A 16,569-nucleotide genomic window follows, 5' to 3' on the forward strand; every position below is an offset into this window, starting at 1 on the left:
CGCTACTCCTTCTTCAGGGAACGCAGCGCGCCGAGGCTGTCGGACATCGTCGGCAGCTGCACGGCCACCGCGCCGGCCTGCGCCTGCTTCAGCAGGGTCTGCACGGCCTGCACGCGGCGGCTCTTGGTATCGAAATAGCGTTCGATCATGCCGTGCGCCGCGGCCAGATCGTTGCGGAACACCTGCTCATTGCGCGACAGCAGCGCGAGCCGCGCGTTGAGCAGCCGCAGCTTGACGTTCTCGCGCAGGAACCAGCCCTGGTCGCCGGTCAGCAGCAGCGCCTCGGTATCGTCGACCCGGCGCACGCGGATCACGCGCATCAGCTCGTCGCGCACGGTACCCCAGACGCCGGCGAACCACTGCGTCACGCGATTGCCGGTGCCGTCGCCATTGCCTGCGGCAACGGCCGAGGCCGCGCCGGGCTGGGACGCGGCCGCCGTGCCGCGCGGCGTGCCTTCGCTGCGTTCGAGCATCCGTTCGCTCGACAGCAGCGGCAAGGCGTCGATCTGGTTGATGGCTTCGTCGAGCTTGATGGCGGCGCCGGTCAGGTCGGTGTCGGGCATCGCCTTGAGCCGGCCGATGTCGCGCGCGATCGCCCGGCGCAGCTGGTTGTATTCGGGCTTGTCGGAGCGGGCCAGGCGAACGTCGGCGCTCTGCAGCGCCGACAGCGCGACCTGCACGTTGCCGGTCAGTTGCAGTTGCTGGCCGGCGTTGGTCAGCAGCTGCTGGATCTCGGCGATCTCCCAGTCGTCGCGGTTGCGCATCAGGTCCTGGTAGACCTGCTCGAGCGTGGCCTGCTTGTCGCGGGTCTCGCCGACCTGGGCCTCCAGCGCGCCGACCTTCGCCTGCATTTCCTTGACGGTGGTCTGCGCCTCGCGGGTCAGCACGCGAGACTCCTGTACCAGCGCGTCGTTGTTCTGCTGGCGGCGCGCCAGTTCCTCGGTCAGCCGGTCGACCCGTTGCTGCAGCCACCAGAACGCGCCGCCGGCGACCAGCACGAAGATCGCCAGCAGCAGCCAGGCCAGGGCGCCGCGGCCCCGTGAAGCGGGCCGCTCGCCGGGCGAGGCGCCAGCGGGCGTCGGGCCGGGCGGCATGCCGGCCGGTGGAGAAGAGGAGGAAGCGGTGGAGGTTTGCTGTTGCGTCACGCGATCGACCTTCGTTGACGTGGATTGCGGTGATTCGGTGGGCGGGATTGGGGGCGGCGCGGCGGGCGGGCTCGCCGGTGCCGCCGATGCGGCGAGCGATGGCGCCTGCCGATGCGTTGCGGGTCCCGGCGCCGGAGCCGGCGCGGTCGAAGCGGCCGCGGGGACGGGCGCGGCAGTCGGGCCAGGCTCCGACTGCGAGACCGACGGCGACATCGATGGCGGCACAGGTTGCGATACCGCGGGCGACGCCAATTCCGACGCCGGTTGCGACGCCGGTTGCGACGCCGGTTGCGACGCCGGTTGCGACGCCGATTGCGACGCCGGCTGTGAAGCCGATTGCGCCGTCGCCTGCAATTGACTCCGATACGGCTCCGCCCAACGCAGGCAGGCCGCCCGCAGGCCCTCGTCCCCCGGCGCGGCCAGCAGCACGCGCGTGAAGCCCAGGGCCGCCGCCTGCTCGGCAATTCTCGCATGCGGGGCAATGCACTGCACCTCGCGCAGCGCGGCGTCTTCCTGCGGCGACAGGTTGTCGCGCACCAGCTGGTCGAGGTTGCGCACGGCTTCGGAACTGGTCAGCAGCCACGCCTGCGGCGCCGCGCCCGGCTTCAGGCCGTCACGCACGGCCTGCCATTGCATCGAGCCCGGCACGGGCATCGTGCGTCGATAGGCCTCGACCGCCAGCACGGTGGCACCGGCCTCGCGCAGCTTGTCGCCGAGCCAGTCGCGGCCGCCGTTGCCGCGGACGATCAGCACCTCGCGGCCGGCCAGCGCCGGCACGTCGAGCTGCGCCCACAGCGCCTCGGAATCGAAACGCGCCTCGGCAGGATCGATGTCGGCTGCGGCGCCATCGGCGCCGGCCGGCGAGATCACGCGGTGGCGCGGCGCGGCGATGCCGCGCTCTGCAAGCGCCGCCACGCTGGCGGGCCCGACCACCGCGACCGGCACCGATTCCGGCCAGGCCGCGGCGCCGCCCTGCGCCAGCGCGAGCGCATCGAGCGCATAGGCAATCGCGTTGGGGCTGACGAACACGACCAGCGCGAACTCCGGCAGCCGCGCCAGCGCCGCGCGCAGCGGGCCGTCATCGGCCGCGGGCCCGATCGCCAGCAGCGGAAAGCTCAGTACGTCCAGACCCGCGGCCTGCAGCGCCTCGGTCAGTTGCCGGGACTGCCCGGCGGGTCGTGTGACAACGACGGTCGGGCGGGGCATCGCTTCCCCTCAGTGGCCGCCGGGGCCCGCCGGCGCGCCGTCGTTCCGCAGCGCGACGGCCAGCAGCGCATCGGCGCCCTGGGCCAGCAGCGCGTCGGCGACGGCGTTGCCCAGCGCTTCGGCATCGGCGGCGCTGCCGACTTCGGCCGCGCGCTGCGCATGCACGCTGCGGGAGCCGTCGGGCGTGGCGACGAAGGCGTCCAGTTGGAGGCGGCTGCCATCCCGGCTGCCATCCCCGCTGCTATTCCAATAAGCATGGGCGGCCAGCGGCACCTGGCAGGAGCCGCCGAGCCGGCGCGATACCGCGCGTTCGGCGCCGACCGCCAGCGCGGTGGGAACATGATTGAGCGGTGCCAGCCAGGCGGCCAGCTCGGGCCGATCCGAGCGGATCTCGATGCCGAGCGCGCCCTGCCCGGCCGCCGGCAGCGACGTCGCCGGGTCCAGCAGCGCGCGGATGCGATCGGCCAGGCCCAGACGCTTCAGGCCGGCCGCGGCCAGGATGATCGCGCCGTAGTCTCCGCGATCGAGCTTGGCCAGCCGGGTATCGAGATTGCCGCGCAGCGGCCGTACCACCAGATGCGGATAGCGGCTGCGCAGCGCGGCCTCGCGGCGCAGGCTCGAGGTGCCGACCACGGTGCCGGGCGGCATCTCGTGGAGCGAGGCGAAGCGCGTCGACACCAGCGCATCGCGCGGATCTTCACGCTCCATCACGGCGGCCAGCGCGAAGCCCTCGGGCAGCTCCATCGGCACGTCCTTCAGCGAATGCACCGCCAGGTCGGCCCGGCCCTCGGCCATCGCCACTTCCAGCTCCTTGACGAACAGGCCCTTGCCGCCGACCTTGGAGAGGCTTCGGTCCAGGATCTGGTCGCCCCGGGTAGTCATACCCAGAATGGACACATCGCACGCGGGATAGTATTGTTGCAACGCAGCACGCACATATTCGGCCTGCCACATGGCCAGTCGGCTTTCGCGTGACGCGATCACGAGCCTGCCCGGCGCGGCGGATGAGGATGCGGAAGGGACGGAAGCTTGCATGCCGCGAATGGTAGCACGCACCCCCTGCCGCTCCGGCCGCCGCCCCGGACGCTGGCGGCGTGGCGCCCGAAGGCCGAAGAGCCGGGGCAACAGCGGGTCCGGCAGGCGATCGGAACGATCGGAAACACCAGCCACATCAGAACCAAACGCAGAGGAGATTGCATGACGCAGCCAGCTGCGCGCCCGGCCGGCCGCCGGATCCGCGCTGTCCGAGGCCGATCGGAAACCGCCGGGAACGAGCCGAATCGGCCGGCCGAGCCCGGGACGCCCGGCGCTTCGCCCGACAACGCCGAGAACGGGGAATCGGCCCAGGCGGCACCCTCCACCGCCCGTTCGGCCCCTTCCGCGCCTTCGGCTCGAACGGCCCGCCGCGCCGCCGCAAAACCGGCCTCCCACCTCGAAGTGGTGCCGGCCGCACCGGCACGCAAGGCGGCCAGCGACAAGGACCTGCCGCTGCGCGAGGACATCCGCTTCCTGGGCCGCCTGCTCGGCGACGTGCTGCGCGAGCAGGAAGGCGAGGCAGCCTTCCAGGTCGTGGAAACCATCCGCCAGACCGCGGTGCGCTTCCGCCGCGAGAACGACCGCGCCGCTGCTGCGGAACTGGACCGCCTGCTCAAGCGGCTGTCGCGCGACCAGACCAACCAGGTGGTGCGCGCCTTCAGCTACTTCTCGCATCTGGCCAATATCGCCGAAGACCAGCACCACAACCGCCGCCGGCGCGTCCATGCGCTGGCCGGCTCGCCGCCGCAGCCGGGCAGCATGGCCCGCGCGCTGCAGGCGATCGACGCCGCCGGGGTCACCGGCAAGCAGCTGCGCAAGTTCTTCGATGAAGCGCTGATCGTGCCGGTGCTGACCGCGCACCCGACCGAGGTCCAGCGCAAGAGCATCCTGGACGCCGAGCGCGAGATCGCCCGCCTGCTGGCCGAGCGCGACCTGCCGATGACCGCGCGCGAACTGGCGCACAACACTGCGCAGTTGCGCGCCAAGGTCACCACGCTGTGGCAGACCCGGATGCTGCGCAATACCCGGCTGATGGTGGTCGACGAGATCGAAAACGCGCTGTCGTACTACCGCACGACGTTCCTGCGCGGCATTCCGCAGCTGATGACCGAGCTGGAGGAGGACATCGCCGCGGTCTACCCGGCCTCGCGCCGCGCCAGGACCGAGCCCGGCCCGCTGCCGCCCTTCTTCCAGATGGGCTCGTGGATCGGCGGCGATCGCGACGGCAATCCCAACGTCACCGCCGACACGCTGGAGCACGCGGCCTGCCAGCAGGCGCTGCTGATCCTCGAGTGGTATCTGGACGAGGTCCACGCGCTGGGCGCCGAGCTGTCGATGTCCACGCTGATGGTCGAGGCCAGCCCCGCGCTGCTGGCGCTGGCCGAGGCCTCGCCCGACCGCTCCGAGCACCGCGCCGACGAGCCGTACCGGCGGGCGCTGATCGGCATCTACGCGCGGCTGGCCGCGACCTGCCATGCGCTGACCGGCCGCGCGGCGCCGCGCCATCCGGTCGCCGACGCCGAGCCCTACGCCAGCGCGGAGGCCTTCGCCGCCGACATCGAAGTCGTCATCGATTCGCTGCGCGAGCACCACGGCGAGGCGCTGGCGCGTGCCCGCATCGATGCGCTGCACCGCGCGATCGGCGTGTTCGGCTTCCATCTGGCGTCGATCGACATGCGCCAGGTGTCCGACGTGCACGAGGCCGTGATCGCCGAGCTGTTCGCGGCCGCGGGCGTCGAGGCGGACTACGCCGCGCTGCCGGAGGAGCGCAAGCTCGAGCTGCTGCTGGCCGAGCTGCGCCAGCCGCGGCTGCTGACGCTGCCCTGGCATACCTATTCGGAGCAAACCCGCAGCGAGCTGCGCGTGCTGACGGCGGCCCGCGAGCTGCGCGCCCGCTACGGCGCCCGCGTGGCGCGCAACTACATCATCTCGCACACCGAGACGCTGTCGGACCTGGTCGAGGTCATGCTGCTGCAGAAGGAGACCGGCATGCTGCGCGGCACGCTGGGCAGCACGAGCGATCCGGCGCGCATGGAGCTGATGGTGATTCCGCTGTTCGAGACCATCGAGGACTTGCGCAACGCCAGCGGCATCATGCAGGCGCTGCTCGATCTGCCCGGCTTCGCCGCGGTGCTGGCGAACCAGGGCGGCGAGCAGGAGGTGATGCTCGGCTATTCGGATTCGAACAAGGACGGCGGCTTCCTGACCTCGAACTGGGAGCTGTACAAGGCGGAACTGGCGCTGGTGCAGCTGTTCGCGCAGCGCAAGATCAAGCTGCGGCTGTTCCACGGCCGCGGCGGCACGGTCGGACGCGGCGGCGGTCCGACCTACCAGGCCATCCTGTCGCAGCCGCCGGGCACGGTGAACGGCCAGATCCGGCTGACCGAGCAGGGCGAGATCATCAACAGCAAGTTCGCCAACGCCGAGATCGGGCGCCGCAACCTGGAAACGGTGATCGCCGCCACGCTGGAGGCGTCGCTGCTGCCGACGGCGAACGCGCCGAAAGACCTGGCGGCGTTCGAGAGCATCATGCAGAAGCTGTCGGACCGCGCCTTCGTCGCCTACCGGGACCTGGTCTACGAGACGCCGGGCTTCAAGGACTATTTCTTCGCGACCACGCCGATCACCGAGATCGCCGATCTGAACCTGGGTTCGCGCCCGGCCTCGCGCAAGCTGATGGACAAGAAGAACCGCCGCATCGAGGATCTGCGGGCGATTCCCTGGGGCTTCTCGTGGGGCCAGTGCCGCCTGCTGCTGCCGGGCTGGTTCGGCTTCGGCAGCGCCGTGCGCGCGCTGCTCGACGAGGCCGGTGACGACAAGGCCCGCAAGGCGTTGGTGGCGACGCTGCGACGCATGGTCAAGACGTGGCCGTTCTTCTCGACGCTGCTGTCCAACATGGACATGGTGCTGGCCAAGACAGACCTGGCGGTTGCCTCGCGCTACGCCCAGCTGTGCGAAGACGCGGCGCTGCGCAAGGCCGTGTTCAACCGGATCAGCACCGAGTGGCATCTGACCGGCGAGATGCTGGGACTGGTCACCGGCAAGCACGAGCGGCTGGCGGACAACCCGCTGCTGGCCCGCTCGATCAAGAACCGCTTCGCCTACCTGGACCCGCTGAACCACCTGCAGGTGGAACTGCTCAAGCGCTACCGGGCCGGCAAGGACGGCGACGACGTGCGCGTGCGGCGCGGCATCCATCTGACCATCAACGGGATTGCGGCGGGGCTGCGCAATACGGGTTGAGGGGCGGGGGCTGGAGGGTAGCCCGCTGCCCTCCAGCGCTGCCGTCAAGCCACGTGACGCGGCGCGGATGAATTCAGCGGCCGCACCGCCAGGCACAATCCCATCGCCTTCAGGATGGCAGTCAGGCTGCTCAGCGCCGGGTTTCCCTTTGGCGAGAGCGTGCGGTAAAGCTGGGTGGGATTGAGGTCGGCCTGCTCCGCTACCGCCTGCACGCCGCCGAACGCCTGCGCCAGTTGCCGCAGCACCGTCAGCAATTCGCCTTGGTCGCCATGTTCGAGAATGCCGTTGATGACATCGAGCGCGAGCGCCGGATCGCTGCGGTACAGCTCGGCCATCGCCTCGTCATGCGGTCTGCTTCTCATCGTCGCCTCGTTGTTGCCAGTCTTGCCAATAAGATACCGCTCGATCGATATCGCCCTGCTGAGTGCGCTTGTCGCCCCCGCATAGCAGCACCACGACGCGCTGTCCGTGCAACGCGTAGTACACCCGATAACCGGGCCCCACGTCGATGCGCAGCTCGCACACCCCTTCGCGGCAGTACCTGTAGTCGCCAAAATTGGCTTGCTCCATGCGAGCCACGCGACGAATCACCGCGACTTTGGCCTCGCGGTCGCGCAAGCGGCTCAGCCACTCCATGAAGAGATCCCGCTGTCCGTCGGCCGTGACATAGTGTTCGATCAAGTAGCGGGTCATTTTCGTTTAAAGACGAATTGGGGTCAACCGAATTTTCGGAGGGAAAGGGACGCCTTACGTCTCGTTGCGGCCGCATGTCGTGGTCGCCATGTCTCGGCGGCTGGGCCTTCGGTGGCGGCGTGCTGCCGCGTTGGAATGGACGCTCGAGCGTAGGCTCGGCGGCACGGTGAAAGTGTTCCCGTCCGTCAACGGTGCCCGGCAACGATATAATTGCCGCTTTTCCTATCCTCCTTTCCGTTGCCCGGCACGCCTCGGTGCGTGGGCACTGTCCAGTTCCCTACCGCCATGACCTCCCAACTTGCCAAGAAAGGCGAAGCCTGGTCCGCCCGCTTCTCCGAACCGATGTCCGACCTGGTGAAGCGCTACACCGCTTCGGTGTTCTTCGACAAGCGCCTCGGGCTGTTCGATATCCAGGGCTCGCTGGCGCATGCGGCGATGCTGGCCCGGCAGGGCATCATCAGCGACGCCGACCGCGCCGAGATCGAGCGCGGCATGGCGCAGATCCGCGGCGAAATCGAGGCCGGCAGCTTCGAATGGAAGCTGGACCTGGAAGACGTTCACCTGAATATCGAGGCGCGGCTGACCGCGCTGGTCGGCGATGCCGGCAAGCGGCTGCATACCGGCCGCTCGCGCAACGACCAGGTGGCCACCGACATCCGCCTGTGGCTGCGCAGCGAGATCGACAACATCGTCGGCCTGCTGGGCGACCTGCGCCACGCGCTGCTCGATCTGGCCGAGCAGCACGCCGACACGATCCTGCCGGGCTTCACGCACCTGCAGGTCGCGCAGCCGGTGACCTTCGGCCACCATCTGCTGGCCTACGTCGAGATGTTCACGCGCGATGCCGAGCGGATGCAGGACGCCCGCAAGCGCGTCAACCGCCTGCCGCTGGGCGCGGCCGCGCTGGCCGGCACCAGCTATCCGATCGACCGTGAATTCGTCGCCCAGCAGCTGGGCTTCGACGGCGTCTGCCGCAATTCGCTGGACGCCGTGTCGGACCGGGACTTCGCCATCGAATTCTGCGCGGCCTCGGCGCTGGTGATGACGCACGTGTCGCGCTTCTCGGAAGAGCTGGTGCTGTGGATGAGCCCGCGCGTCGGCTTCATCGATATCGCCGACCGCTTCTGCACCGGCAGCTCGATCATGCCGCAGAAGAAGAACCCGGACGTGCCCGAGCTGGCGCGCGGCAAGACGGGGCGCGTCAACGGCCACCTGATCGGCCTGCTGACGCTGATGAAGGGCCAGCCGCTGGCGTACAACAAGGACAACCAGGAAGACAAGGAGCCGCTGTTCGACACGGTCGATACCGTGGTCGACACGCTGCGCATCTTCGCGGACATGGTGCCGGGCATCACGGTCAAGCCGGAGGCGATGCGCGCCGCCGCGCTGCAGGGCTATGCGACCGCGACCGACCTGGCCGACTACCTGGTCAAGAAGGGCCTGCCCTTCCGTGACGCGCACGAGGCGGTCGCCCACGCCGTGCGCGCCTGCGACGCGCGCCAGTGCGATCTGGCCGACCTGACCGTGGCGGAGCTGCGCGAGGCCACCGGCCTGGGCGACAAGGCCGCCCTGATCGGCGACGATGTCCACGGCGTGCTGACCCTGGAAGGCTCGGTCGCCGCCCGCAACCATATCGGCGGCACCGCGCCGGACCAGGTGCGCGCCGCGATCGCGGCCGCGCGCAAGGCCGGCTGATCGATGACTTGGCTGATCGGCGGATCTGCCGATTCGCAGACCTGTTGATCCGCTGAGCTGACGATTTGCTGATTTGCTGATTTGCGGATCGGCTGCCGGTCCGCCGCGCACCATGGCGTCCCCGTTTCCCGCGGGGACGCTCCCCACCTTGGTGGGGAATCTCCCTCTCCCGCCTCTCCCCGCCTCTCCCTCCACCCGCCCTCTTCCGGTGCGGACTACGCAGACAACCACGCAGACAAAGTGACGAATTGGGGATTAACCCTAGCGATTTGCCGTGGGGTTCAACCGTAAACTGACGCGCCACCCCGGTTTTTCCCCATCCCTAGGACGTTCACATGTCTCTCCTCATGAGGATCTCACGGCTTATCGACGCCGTGAACGATGTCATCGGGAGGTGGGCGAAATGGCTGATCCTGCTGGCCGTACTGGTCTGCGCGGGCAACGCCATCATTCGCTACACCTTCAGCATCAGCTCCAACGCCTGGCTCGAAATGCAGTGGTACATGTTCGCCGCCGTGTTCCTGCTCGGCGCGCCGTACGCCCTGCGCAAGGACGAGCATGTGCGCATCGACGTGGTCGCCGGACGCTTCTCCGAGCGGACCCAGGTCTGGATCGACATCTTCGGCATCCTGCTGTTCCTGCTGCCGATCTCGCTGATCATCCTGTGGCTGTCGATCCCCTACTTCTGGCTGTCCTTCGTCGGCCATGAAATGTCGGGCAATGCCGGCGGCCTGATCCGCTGGCCGGCCAAGTTCCTGATCGTCGCCGGCTTCTTCCTGCTGATCCTGCAGGGCCTGTCCGAGCTGATCAAGCGCTTTGCCTACCTGAGGGGGGAACTGCCGTTCGAAGCCTTCCGCAAGCACGGCCACAGCCCCGCGGAAAACGCCGCCGCGCTGGCCGATGGCGGCCGCTCCGGTCCCCCGGCAACCCCGTAAGCGAGGCGCGCAATGACGCAATTCCTGATCCACAACATGGCGCCGATCATGTTCGGCTCCCTGGTGGTCTTCCTGCTGTCGGGCTTTCCGATCGCCTTCGCGCTGGCGGCCAACGGGCTGCTGTTCGCCTTCATCGGCATCGAGCTGGGCCTGCTGGCGCCCGAACTGCTGCAGGCGCTGCCGAGCCGGCTGTTCGGCATCATCGAGAACGACACGCTGCTGGCGATCCCGTTCTTCACCTTCATGGGGCTGATATTGGAGCGATCCGGCATGGCCGAGGATCTGCTCGATACCATCGGCCAGCTGTTCGGCCCGATCCGCGGCGGTCTGGCCTATGCCGTGATCTTCGTCGGCGCGCTGCTGGCGGCGACCACCGGCGTGGTGGCGGCCTCGGTGATCTCGATGGGGCTGATCTCGCTGCCCCTGATGCTCAAGTACAACTACGACAAGCGGCTGGCGACCGGCGTGATCGCCGCGTCGGGCACGCTGGCGCAGATCATCCCGCCCTCGCTGGTGCTGATCGTGCTGGCCGACCAGCTGGGCCGTTCCGTCGGCGACATGTACAAGGGCGCCTTCGTGCCCGGCATGGTGCTGACCGGCCTGTACATGCTGTACGTGCTGCTGATGACGCTGGTCAAGCCCGCCTCGGCGCCGGCCCTGCCGCTGGAGGCGCGCACCTTCCGCGAGCCCAGCGGCAAGAGCGGCTCGACCTCGGTGCTGGTGCTGACCGCGCTGGCCGTGGTGGTCGGCGTGGTGGTCGACCTGAACTACAACCCCGGCGGACCGCTGGACGAGCGGCTGGTGGTGTCGATCGGCGCGGCGATCTCGTTCGCCTTTGTGCTGGCGGTGATCAACCGCGTGCTCAAGCTCAATCTGCTGTCGCAGATGGCCGAGAAGGTGACCTTCGTGCTGATCCCGCCGCTGGCGCTGATCTTCCTGGTGCTGGGCACGATCTTCATCGGCGTGGCCACGCCGACGGAAGGCGGCGGCATGGGCGCCCTCGGTGCGCTGGTGCTGGCGCTGATCAAGGGCCGGCTGAACCTGGGCCTGACCAGGCAGGCGATGGAATCGACGCTGAAGCTGTCGGCCTTCGTGATCTTCATCCTGATCGGCGCCCGGGTGTTCTCGCTGACGTTCTACGGCGTCGACGGCCACCTGTGGGTCGAGCATCTGCTGACGGCGCTGCCCGGCGGCCAGACCGGCTTCCTGATCGCGGTCAACATCCTGTTCTTCCTGCTGGCCTTCTTCCTGGACTTCTTCGAGCTGGCCTTCATCCTGGTGCCGCTGGTCGGCCCGGTGGCGGACAAGCTGGGCATCGACCTGATCTGGTTCGGCGTGCTGCTGGCGGTCAACATGCAGACCTCGTTCATGCACCCGCCGTTCGGCTTCTCGCTGTTCTACCTGCGCTCGGTCGCGCCGCGCTCGGTCAAGACCTCGGACATCTACTGGGGCTCGGTGCCCTTCGTGGTGATCCAGCTGATCATGGTGGCGCTGATCATCATCTTCCCGGGCCTGGTCACCACGGACAAGGCGAAGGCGCAGGACCGCAGCATCACGCGCAGCCTGGACATCGACCTGGGCAAGCCCTCGCAGCCAGCACCGGGCGGCCCCGCTCCTTCCGGGCTGTCGGAGGCGCCCGAGGCGCCGACGCTGCCGGGCGGCGCGCAGCTCGAGACGCCAGGCGCGCCGGCCCAGTCGAACGACAGCGGCCCGGCGGCACCGGTGTTCGAGTTCGAGAAGAAGTAGTTGGAACCGGGATCGTTCGAGCCGAAATCTCTCAAGTCGAAACGCCCGAACGACGGCACCAGGAAAAAACGGCCGGCATCTACATGCCGGCCGTTTTTCTTTACCGCCCCGCCGCCGTCAAGCCGTCAAGCCGTCTGCTTCACGCAATCGACGAAATACACGCGCTTGCCGTCGATCTCCTCGGCCACCAGGCCGTGGATATCGGTCTCGAAGCCCGGGAACAGCTGGTTGAACTCGCGGGCGAACTTCAGGTACTGGACGATGGTCCGGTTGAAACGCTCGCCCGGGATCAGCAGCGGAATGCCCGGCGGGTACGGCGTCAGCAGGATCGCGGTGACGCGGCCCTCCAGATCGTCGACCGGCACCCGCTCGATCTCGCGGTGCGCCATCATCGCCCAGGCGTCCGACGGCTTCATCGCCGGCTCCATGTCCGACAGATACATCTCGGTGGTCACGCGCGCGACGTCGTTGGCCTTGTAGACGCTGTGGATGGCATCGCACAGGTCGCGCAGGCCCATCCGCTCGTACTGCGGGAAGCGCGCGACGAACTCCGGCAGCACGCGCCACAGCGGCTGGTTCTGGTCGTAGTCGTCCTTGAACTGCTGCAGCTCGGTCACCAGCGAGTTCCAGCGGCCCTTGGTGATGCCGATCGTGAACATGATGAAGAACGAGTACAGCCCGGTCTTCTCGATGATGATGCCGTGCTCGGCCAGGTACTTGGTGACGATCGCGGCCGGAATGCCGCGCTCGCTGAACTCACCATCGACATCGAGCCCCGGCGTGATGATGGTCGCCTTGATCGGGTCCAGCAGGTTGAAGCCGTCGGCGAGGTCGCCGAAGCCGTGCCAGCGGTCGTTGGCCTTCAGCATCCAGTCCTCGCGGTCGCCGATGCCGTCCTCGTTCAGATCTTCCGGACCCCAGACCTTGAACCACCAGTCGCCGTTGTTGCCGGCGTCGTAGTCCCCCTCGACCTTGCGCATCGCGCGGCGGAAGTCCAGCGCCTCCTGGATGCTCTCCTCGACCAGCGCGGTGCCGCCCGGCGCTTCCATCATCGCCGCGGCCACATCGCACGAGGCAATGATCGAATACTGCGGGCTGGTCGACGTATGCATCAGGTATGCCTCGTTGAAGCGGTAGCGGTCGAGCTTGCGCGTCTCCGAGTCCTGCACGAGGATCTGCGAGGCCTGCGACAGGCCCGCCAGCAGCTTGTGGGTCGACTGCGTGGCGAACACCAGCGCGTCCTTGCTGCGCGGACGATCGCGCCCGATCGCGTGCATGTTGCGATAGAAATCGTGGAACGCCGCGTGCGGCAGCCAGGCCTCGTCGAAATGCAGCGTGTCGATCTCGGCCGCCAGCATCTCCTTGATCTGCTCGGCGTTGTACAGCACGCCGTCGTAGGTGCCCTGCGTGATCGTCAGGATGCGCGGCTTCTGGTTCTTCGCCTGGCTGGCGAACGGATGCGCGGCGATCTTCTTGCGGATGGTCTCCGGGTCGAATTCGCTCTTCGGAATCGGACCGATGATGCCGTAGTGGTTGCGCGTCGGCATCAGGAACACCGGAATCGCGCCGGTCATCATGATCGCGTGCAGGATCGACTTGTGGCAGTTGCGGTCGACCACCACGATGTCGCCGGGCGCCACGTTGGCGTGCCACACCATCTTGTTCGACGTCGAGGTGCCGTTGGTGACGAAGAACATGTGGTCGGAGTTGAAGATCCGCGCGGCATTGCGCTCGGACGCCGCCACCGGTCCGGTGTGGTCCAGCAGCTGGCCCAGCTCGTCGACCGCGTTGCAGACGTCGGCGCGCAGCATGTTCTCGCCGAAGAACTGGTGGAACACCTGGCCGACCGGGCTCTTCAGGAAGGCGACGCCGCCCGAGTGCCCCGGGCAGTGCCACGAGTACGAACTGTCCTGCGCGTAGTCGATCAGCGCCTTGAAGAACGGCGGCGCCAGCGATTCGAGGTAGACCTTGGCTTCGCGGATGATATGCCGGGCCACGAACTCGGGCGTGTCCTCGAACATGTGGATGAAGCCGTGCAGCTCGCGCAGGATGTCGTTCGGGATATGGCGCGAGGTACGGGTCTCGCCGTACAGGAAGATCGGCAGGTTGGCATTGCGCCGGCGCACCTCGGTGACGAAGGCGCGCAGCTTCTCGATCGCCGCCGCTTCCGGCTCGTCGGTGCCGCTGGCGAACTCGTCGTCGTCGATCGACACGATGAAGGTCGAGGCGCGGCTGGACTGCTGCGCGAACGAGGTCAGGTCGCCATAGCTGGTCAGGCCCATCACCTCCATGCCCTCGGCCTCGATGGCCTGGGCCAGCGCACGGATGCCCGAGCCGGAGATGTTCTCGGAGCGGAAGTCTTCATCGATGATGATGACGGGGAAGCGGAATTTCATCGGGCGTCCTCGCGGAAAGGAGAGAGAGGCAAAAGGACTTGAGCCACATGGCCGCGTTCAGGCGCGCGGCGGCATGTGGCTCGGAGATTCATGCGGAGCGGTCGGGCCGCTCCGTCGGTCGTCGGCAATCGGGGGGTGGTGCGTTCCCGGGGCCATTGGCCCGCATTGTAGGGCAATCAGGTTTTCGGCAGCGTGACACCGTGCTGGCCCTGGTATTTGCCGCCACGGTCGCGGTACGAGGTCTCGCAGACTTCGTCGCTCTCGAAGAACAGCACCTGCGCGCAGCCCTCGCCGGCGTAGATCTTCGCGGGCAGCGGCGTGGTGTTCGAGAATTCCAGCGTCACGTAGCCCTCCCACTCGGGCTCGAACGGCGTCACGTTGACGATGATGCCGCAGCGCGCATAGGTGCTCTTGCCCAGGCAGATCGTCAGCACGCTGCGCGGAATGCGGAAATACTCGACGGTGCGGGCCAGCGCGAACGAGTTCGGCGGGATGATGCAGACATCGCCCTTGAAGTCGACGAACGACTTCTCGTCGAAGTTCTTCGGGTCGACGATGGTGCTGTTGATGTTGGTGAAGATCTTGAATTCGTCGGCGCAGCGGATGTCGTAGCCGTAGCTGGAGGTGCCATAGGAGACGATCTTGCGGCCATCCATTTCCCTGACCTGGCCCGGCTCGAACGGCTCGATCATGCCATGCTGCTCCGCCATGCGGCGGATCCACTTGTCGGATTTGATGCTCATAAGGTAGCGGTAAACGGGGGAAGCGCCGCGAAGTGGAACGCCGCAACGGGCGGCATGGCGCGCAATGGGCCGCATTGTACAACCAAAGCGCGGCCGGCCCGGCAAGGCAGGCCGGGGTATCGAAGTGCAAGCCGGAAGGACAGCGGACGCGAGAGCGGAAGGGAGCGCGCGAGGAGAGCGGCCTTACGCCACCGCGGCCTGCGGCTCGCTGTGGCGGAAGCGCTGGCGGCCCGTATAGAGCAGGAAATGCTTGCCGGTGCAGCGCGCGAACAGCGTCATGTTGACGCGCCTGGCCATCTGGTAGCCCATCTGCGTGACACCCGAGCGCGACAGCAGGAACGGGATGCCCATCTGCGCGCCCTTGATGACCATCTCCGAGGTCAGGCGGCCGGTGGTGTAGAACACCTTGTCGGCGCCGTCCATTCCCTCCAGCCACATCCGTCCGGCGATCGCGTCCACCGCGTTGTGGCGGCCCACGTCCTCGATGAACATCAGCAGCTCGCGCCCCTGGAACAGCGCGCAGCCGTGCACCGAGCCGGCCTGCTTGTAGACCGACTGCTGCAGCCGGATCGTATCGATGATGCTGTAGAGGGTCTGCTGGTCCAGCACCGCGTCGTCGGGCAGCCGGATCTGGTCGACCTCGTCGAGCAGCGAGCCGAATACCGTGCCCTGGCCGCAGCCGGTGGTGACGATCTTGCGCGCGGTGCGCTCCTCGATCCGGTCGACGCCGCCGCGCGTGGTCACCGCGGCCGACTCGGTCTCCCAGTCGACCTGGATCGCGGCGATGTCCTCGATCGATTCGACCAGGCGCTGGTTGCGCAGATAGCCCAGCACCAGCGCCTCCGGGGCGCCGCCCAGCGTCATCAGCGTGACCAGCTCGCGCTTGTCCAGGTAGACCGTCAGCGGCCGCTCGCCCGGCAGGAAGGCGGAGCGCACGCGGCCCTGCTCGTCGACCACCTCGACCTCCTCGATCAGCGGGACGGCGGCTTGGCTCAGTTCGGGACGCAGGGACATGGGTACGGGGAAATCGAAAACATCGAGGCGGGACCGGCGCCTGGCTGGCCCGCGTGGTGAGCCACGGCGGACCACGGCGCCGGCCGCGCCGGTCAGGTCAGGTCAGTCAGGACTTGACCACCACGCCGCAGGCGATGCGGCCGCCCGAATTGCCGGTGGGCTGGGTCTTGTAGTCGTCGGGGTCCTTGTGCACGACCACGGCACGGCCGACGATGCTGTTGGGGCCGGGCGCGACGGTCATGCTGGTCAGCTGGAAGCTTGCCCGCGCGCGGCCGTTGGCGTCGGCGGTCAGGTTCGGCATGTCGCCGACATGGTGGTCCGACGTATTGACGGAGCCGTGCGGCTTCCCGGTCGGGTTGAAATGGCCGCCGGCGCTCATCGCGTCGGGGGCCGAGCAGTCGCCCTTCTCGTGGACGTGGAAGCCATGCACCGAATTCGGCGGCAGGCCGGTCACGTCCGCCAGCACCATCACATGATCGCCATGCTGGGTGAAGGTGACGGTGCCCTGGGTATTGGTGCCGCTCTTGGCGGTCAGCGGGGCGACCGCGCGTTCCGCCGTCGCTCCGCCGCCCATCTTGTGTCCCAGATGCTCCATCTGCGAACACGCTGCCAACGCAGCGCTTGCCACCAGACCGAAAAGAATACGCTTCATGCCGAACCTCCTGTCACGGTGATGTCGAGCATGCATTGTAGCGCTCATCCCGGCCCTTTCCCCGAC

Annotated in this window: 12 protein-coding genes; 4 read left to right on the top strand and 8 right to left on the bottom strand. The window is 68.0% G+C overall.

Annotated features, from left to right (window positions below; all coding sequences use genetic code 11):
* Positions 1-2: 2 nt before the first annotated feature.
* Both hemDX and hemC read right to left on the bottom strand, forming a co-directional pair.
* Complete coding sequence (gene hemDX, locus K7G19_RS18160; protein ID WP_226108444.1) at positions 3-2,351, bottom strand: fused uroporphyrinogen-III synthase HemD/membrane protein HemX; 2,349 nt, start codon at positions 2,349-2,351, stop codon at positions 3-5.
* Positions 2,352-2,360: 9 nt separating this feature from the next.
* Entirely contained in the window at positions 2,361-3,386 is a 1,026-nt protein-coding gene (hemC, locus tag K7G19_RS18165) for a hydroxymethylbilane synthase (RefSeq protein WP_226108445.1), read from the bottom strand.
* Positions 3,387-3,548: 162 nt separating this feature from the next.
* Here hemC and ppc point away from each other — a divergent pair, with 162 nt between their 5' ends.
* Positions 3,549-6,629, top strand: coding sequence for a phosphoenolpyruvate carboxylase (gene ppc / locus K7G19_RS18170; RefSeq protein ID WP_226108446.1), 3,081 nt, complete (start codon positions 3,549-3,551; stop codon positions 6,627-6,629).
* 44 nt (positions 6,630-6,673) lie between these two features.
* Here the strand turns inward: ppc and K7G19_RS18175 are convergent, their stop codons facing one another.
* Positions 6,674-6,991, bottom strand: a complete 318-nt coding sequence (locus K7G19_RS18175; protein ID WP_149317732.1) for a DNA-binding protein — start codon at positions 6,989-6,991, stop codon at positions 6,674-6,676.
* Positions 6,972-7,322, bottom strand: a complete 351-nt coding sequence (locus K7G19_RS18180) for a type II toxin-antitoxin system RelE/ParE family toxin (RefSeq protein WP_150084390.1) — start codon at positions 7,320-7,322, stop codon at positions 6,972-6,974. The genes K7G19_RS18175 and K7G19_RS18180 overlap by 20 nt, the downstream gene beginning before the upstream one ends.
* Positions 7,323-7,607: 285 nt before the next feature.
* On the opposite strand from K7G19_RS18180, the gene argH reads away from it, so the two are divergent.
* The 3 genes from argH (at position 7,608) to K7G19_RS18195 (ending at position 11,698) form a co-directional block, all read left to right on the top strand.
* Positions 7,608-9,017: an argininosuccinate lyase gene (gene argH, locus K7G19_RS18185; protein WP_226108448.1), complete on the top strand. Its 1,410-nt coding sequence runs from the start codon at positions 7,608-7,610 to the stop codon at positions 9,015-9,017.
* A gap of 335 nt (positions 9,018-9,352) precedes the next feature.
* Complete coding sequence (locus tag K7G19_RS18190; protein ID WP_149317729.1) at positions 9,353-9,952, top strand: TRAP transporter small permease subunit; 600 nt, start codon at positions 9,353-9,355, stop codon at positions 9,950-9,952.
* A 12-nt stretch (positions 9,953-9,964) separates the two neighbouring features.
* Positions 9,965-11,698, top strand: coding sequence for a TRAP transporter large permease subunit (locus K7G19_RS18195; RefSeq protein WP_226108449.1), 1,734 nt, complete (start codon positions 9,965-9,967; stop codon positions 11,696-11,698).
* Positions 11,699-11,823: 125 nt separating this feature from the next.
* On the opposite strand, the gene K7G19_RS18200 is transcribed toward K7G19_RS18195, so the two are convergent.
* From K7G19_RS18200 to K7G19_RS18215, 4 genes are all read right to left on the bottom strand, one after another.
* Entirely contained in the window at positions 11,824-14,094 is a 2,271-nt protein-coding gene (locus K7G19_RS18200; RefSeq protein ID WP_149317727.1) for an arginine/lysine/ornithine decarboxylase, read from the bottom strand.
* Between the two features lie 176 nt (positions 14,095-14,270).
* The gene (gene dcd, locus K7G19_RS18205; protein ID WP_053821151.1) at positions 14,271-14,837 is read right to left on the bottom strand and encodes a dCTP deaminase; all 567 of its coding nucleotides are present in this window, start codon (positions 14,835-14,837) and stop codon (positions 14,271-14,273) included.
* 183 nt (positions 14,838-15,020) lie between these two features.
* Entirely contained in the window at positions 15,021-15,851 is an 831-nt protein-coding gene (locus K7G19_RS18210) for a formate dehydrogenase accessory sulfurtransferase FdhD (protein ID WP_149317726.1), read from the bottom strand.
* Between the two features lie 106 nt (positions 15,852-15,957).
* On the bottom strand, positions 15,958-16,503 hold the full coding sequence (locus K7G19_RS18215) for a superoxide dismutase family protein (RefSeq protein WP_149317725.1): 546 nt from the start codon (positions 16,501-16,503) through the stop codon (positions 15,958-15,960).
* Positions 16,504-16,569 lie beyond the last annotated feature (66 nt).

The sequence above is a fragment of the Cupriavidus sp. DB3 genome, assembly GCF_020418465.1.
Classification (GTDB): domain Bacteria; phylum Pseudomonadota; class Gammaproteobacteria; order Burkholderiales; family Burkholderiaceae; genus Cupriavidus; species Cupriavidus cauae.

Bases quoted from the DNA above. Each gene is read 5' to 3' on its own strand.
- hemC (WP_226108445.1), bottom strand. From the start codon at position 3,386: ATGCAAGCTTCCGTCCCTTCCGCATCCTCATCCGCCGCGCCGGGCAGG.
- ppc (WP_226108446.1), top strand. From the start codon at position 3,549: ATGACGCAGCCAGCTGCGCGCCCGGCCGGCCGCCGGATCCGCGCTGTC.
- argH (WP_226108448.1), top strand. From the start codon at position 7,608: ATGACCTCCCAACTTGCCAAGAAAGGCGAAGCCTGGTCCGCCCGCTTC.
- K7G19_RS18180 (WP_150084390.1), bottom strand. From the start codon at position 7,322: ATGACCCGCTACTTGATCGAACACTATGTCACGGCCGACGGACAGCGG.
- K7G19_RS18215 (WP_149317725.1), bottom strand. From the start codon at position 16,503: ATGAAGCGTATTCTTTTCGGTCTGGTGGCAAGCGCTGCGTTGGCAGCG.
- K7G19_RS18210 (WP_149317726.1), bottom strand. From the start codon at position 15,851: ATGTCCCTGCGTCCCGAACTGAGCCAAGCCGCCGTCCCGCTGATCGAG.
- K7G19_RS18190 (WP_149317729.1), top strand. From the start codon at position 9,353: ATGTCTCTCCTCATGAGGATCTCACGGCTTATCGACGCCGTGAACGAT.
- K7G19_RS18175 (WP_149317732.1), bottom strand. From the start codon at position 6,991: ATGAGAAGCAGACCGCATGACGAGGCGATGGCCGAGCTGTACCGCAGC.
- dcd (WP_053821151.1), bottom strand. From the start codon at position 14,837: ATGAGCATCAAATCCGACAAGTGGATCCGCCGCATGGCGGAGCAGCAT.
- hemDX (WP_226108444.1), bottom strand. From the start codon at position 2,351: ATGCCCCGCCCGACCGTCGTTGTCACACGACCCGCCGGGCAGTCCCGG.
- K7G19_RS18200 (WP_149317727.1), bottom strand. From the start codon at position 14,094: ATGAAATTCCGCTTCCCCGTCATCATCATCGATGAAGACTTCCGCTCC.
- K7G19_RS18195 (WP_226108449.1), top strand. From the start codon at position 9,965: ATGACGCAATTCCTGATCCACAACATGGCGCCGATCATGTTCGGCTCC.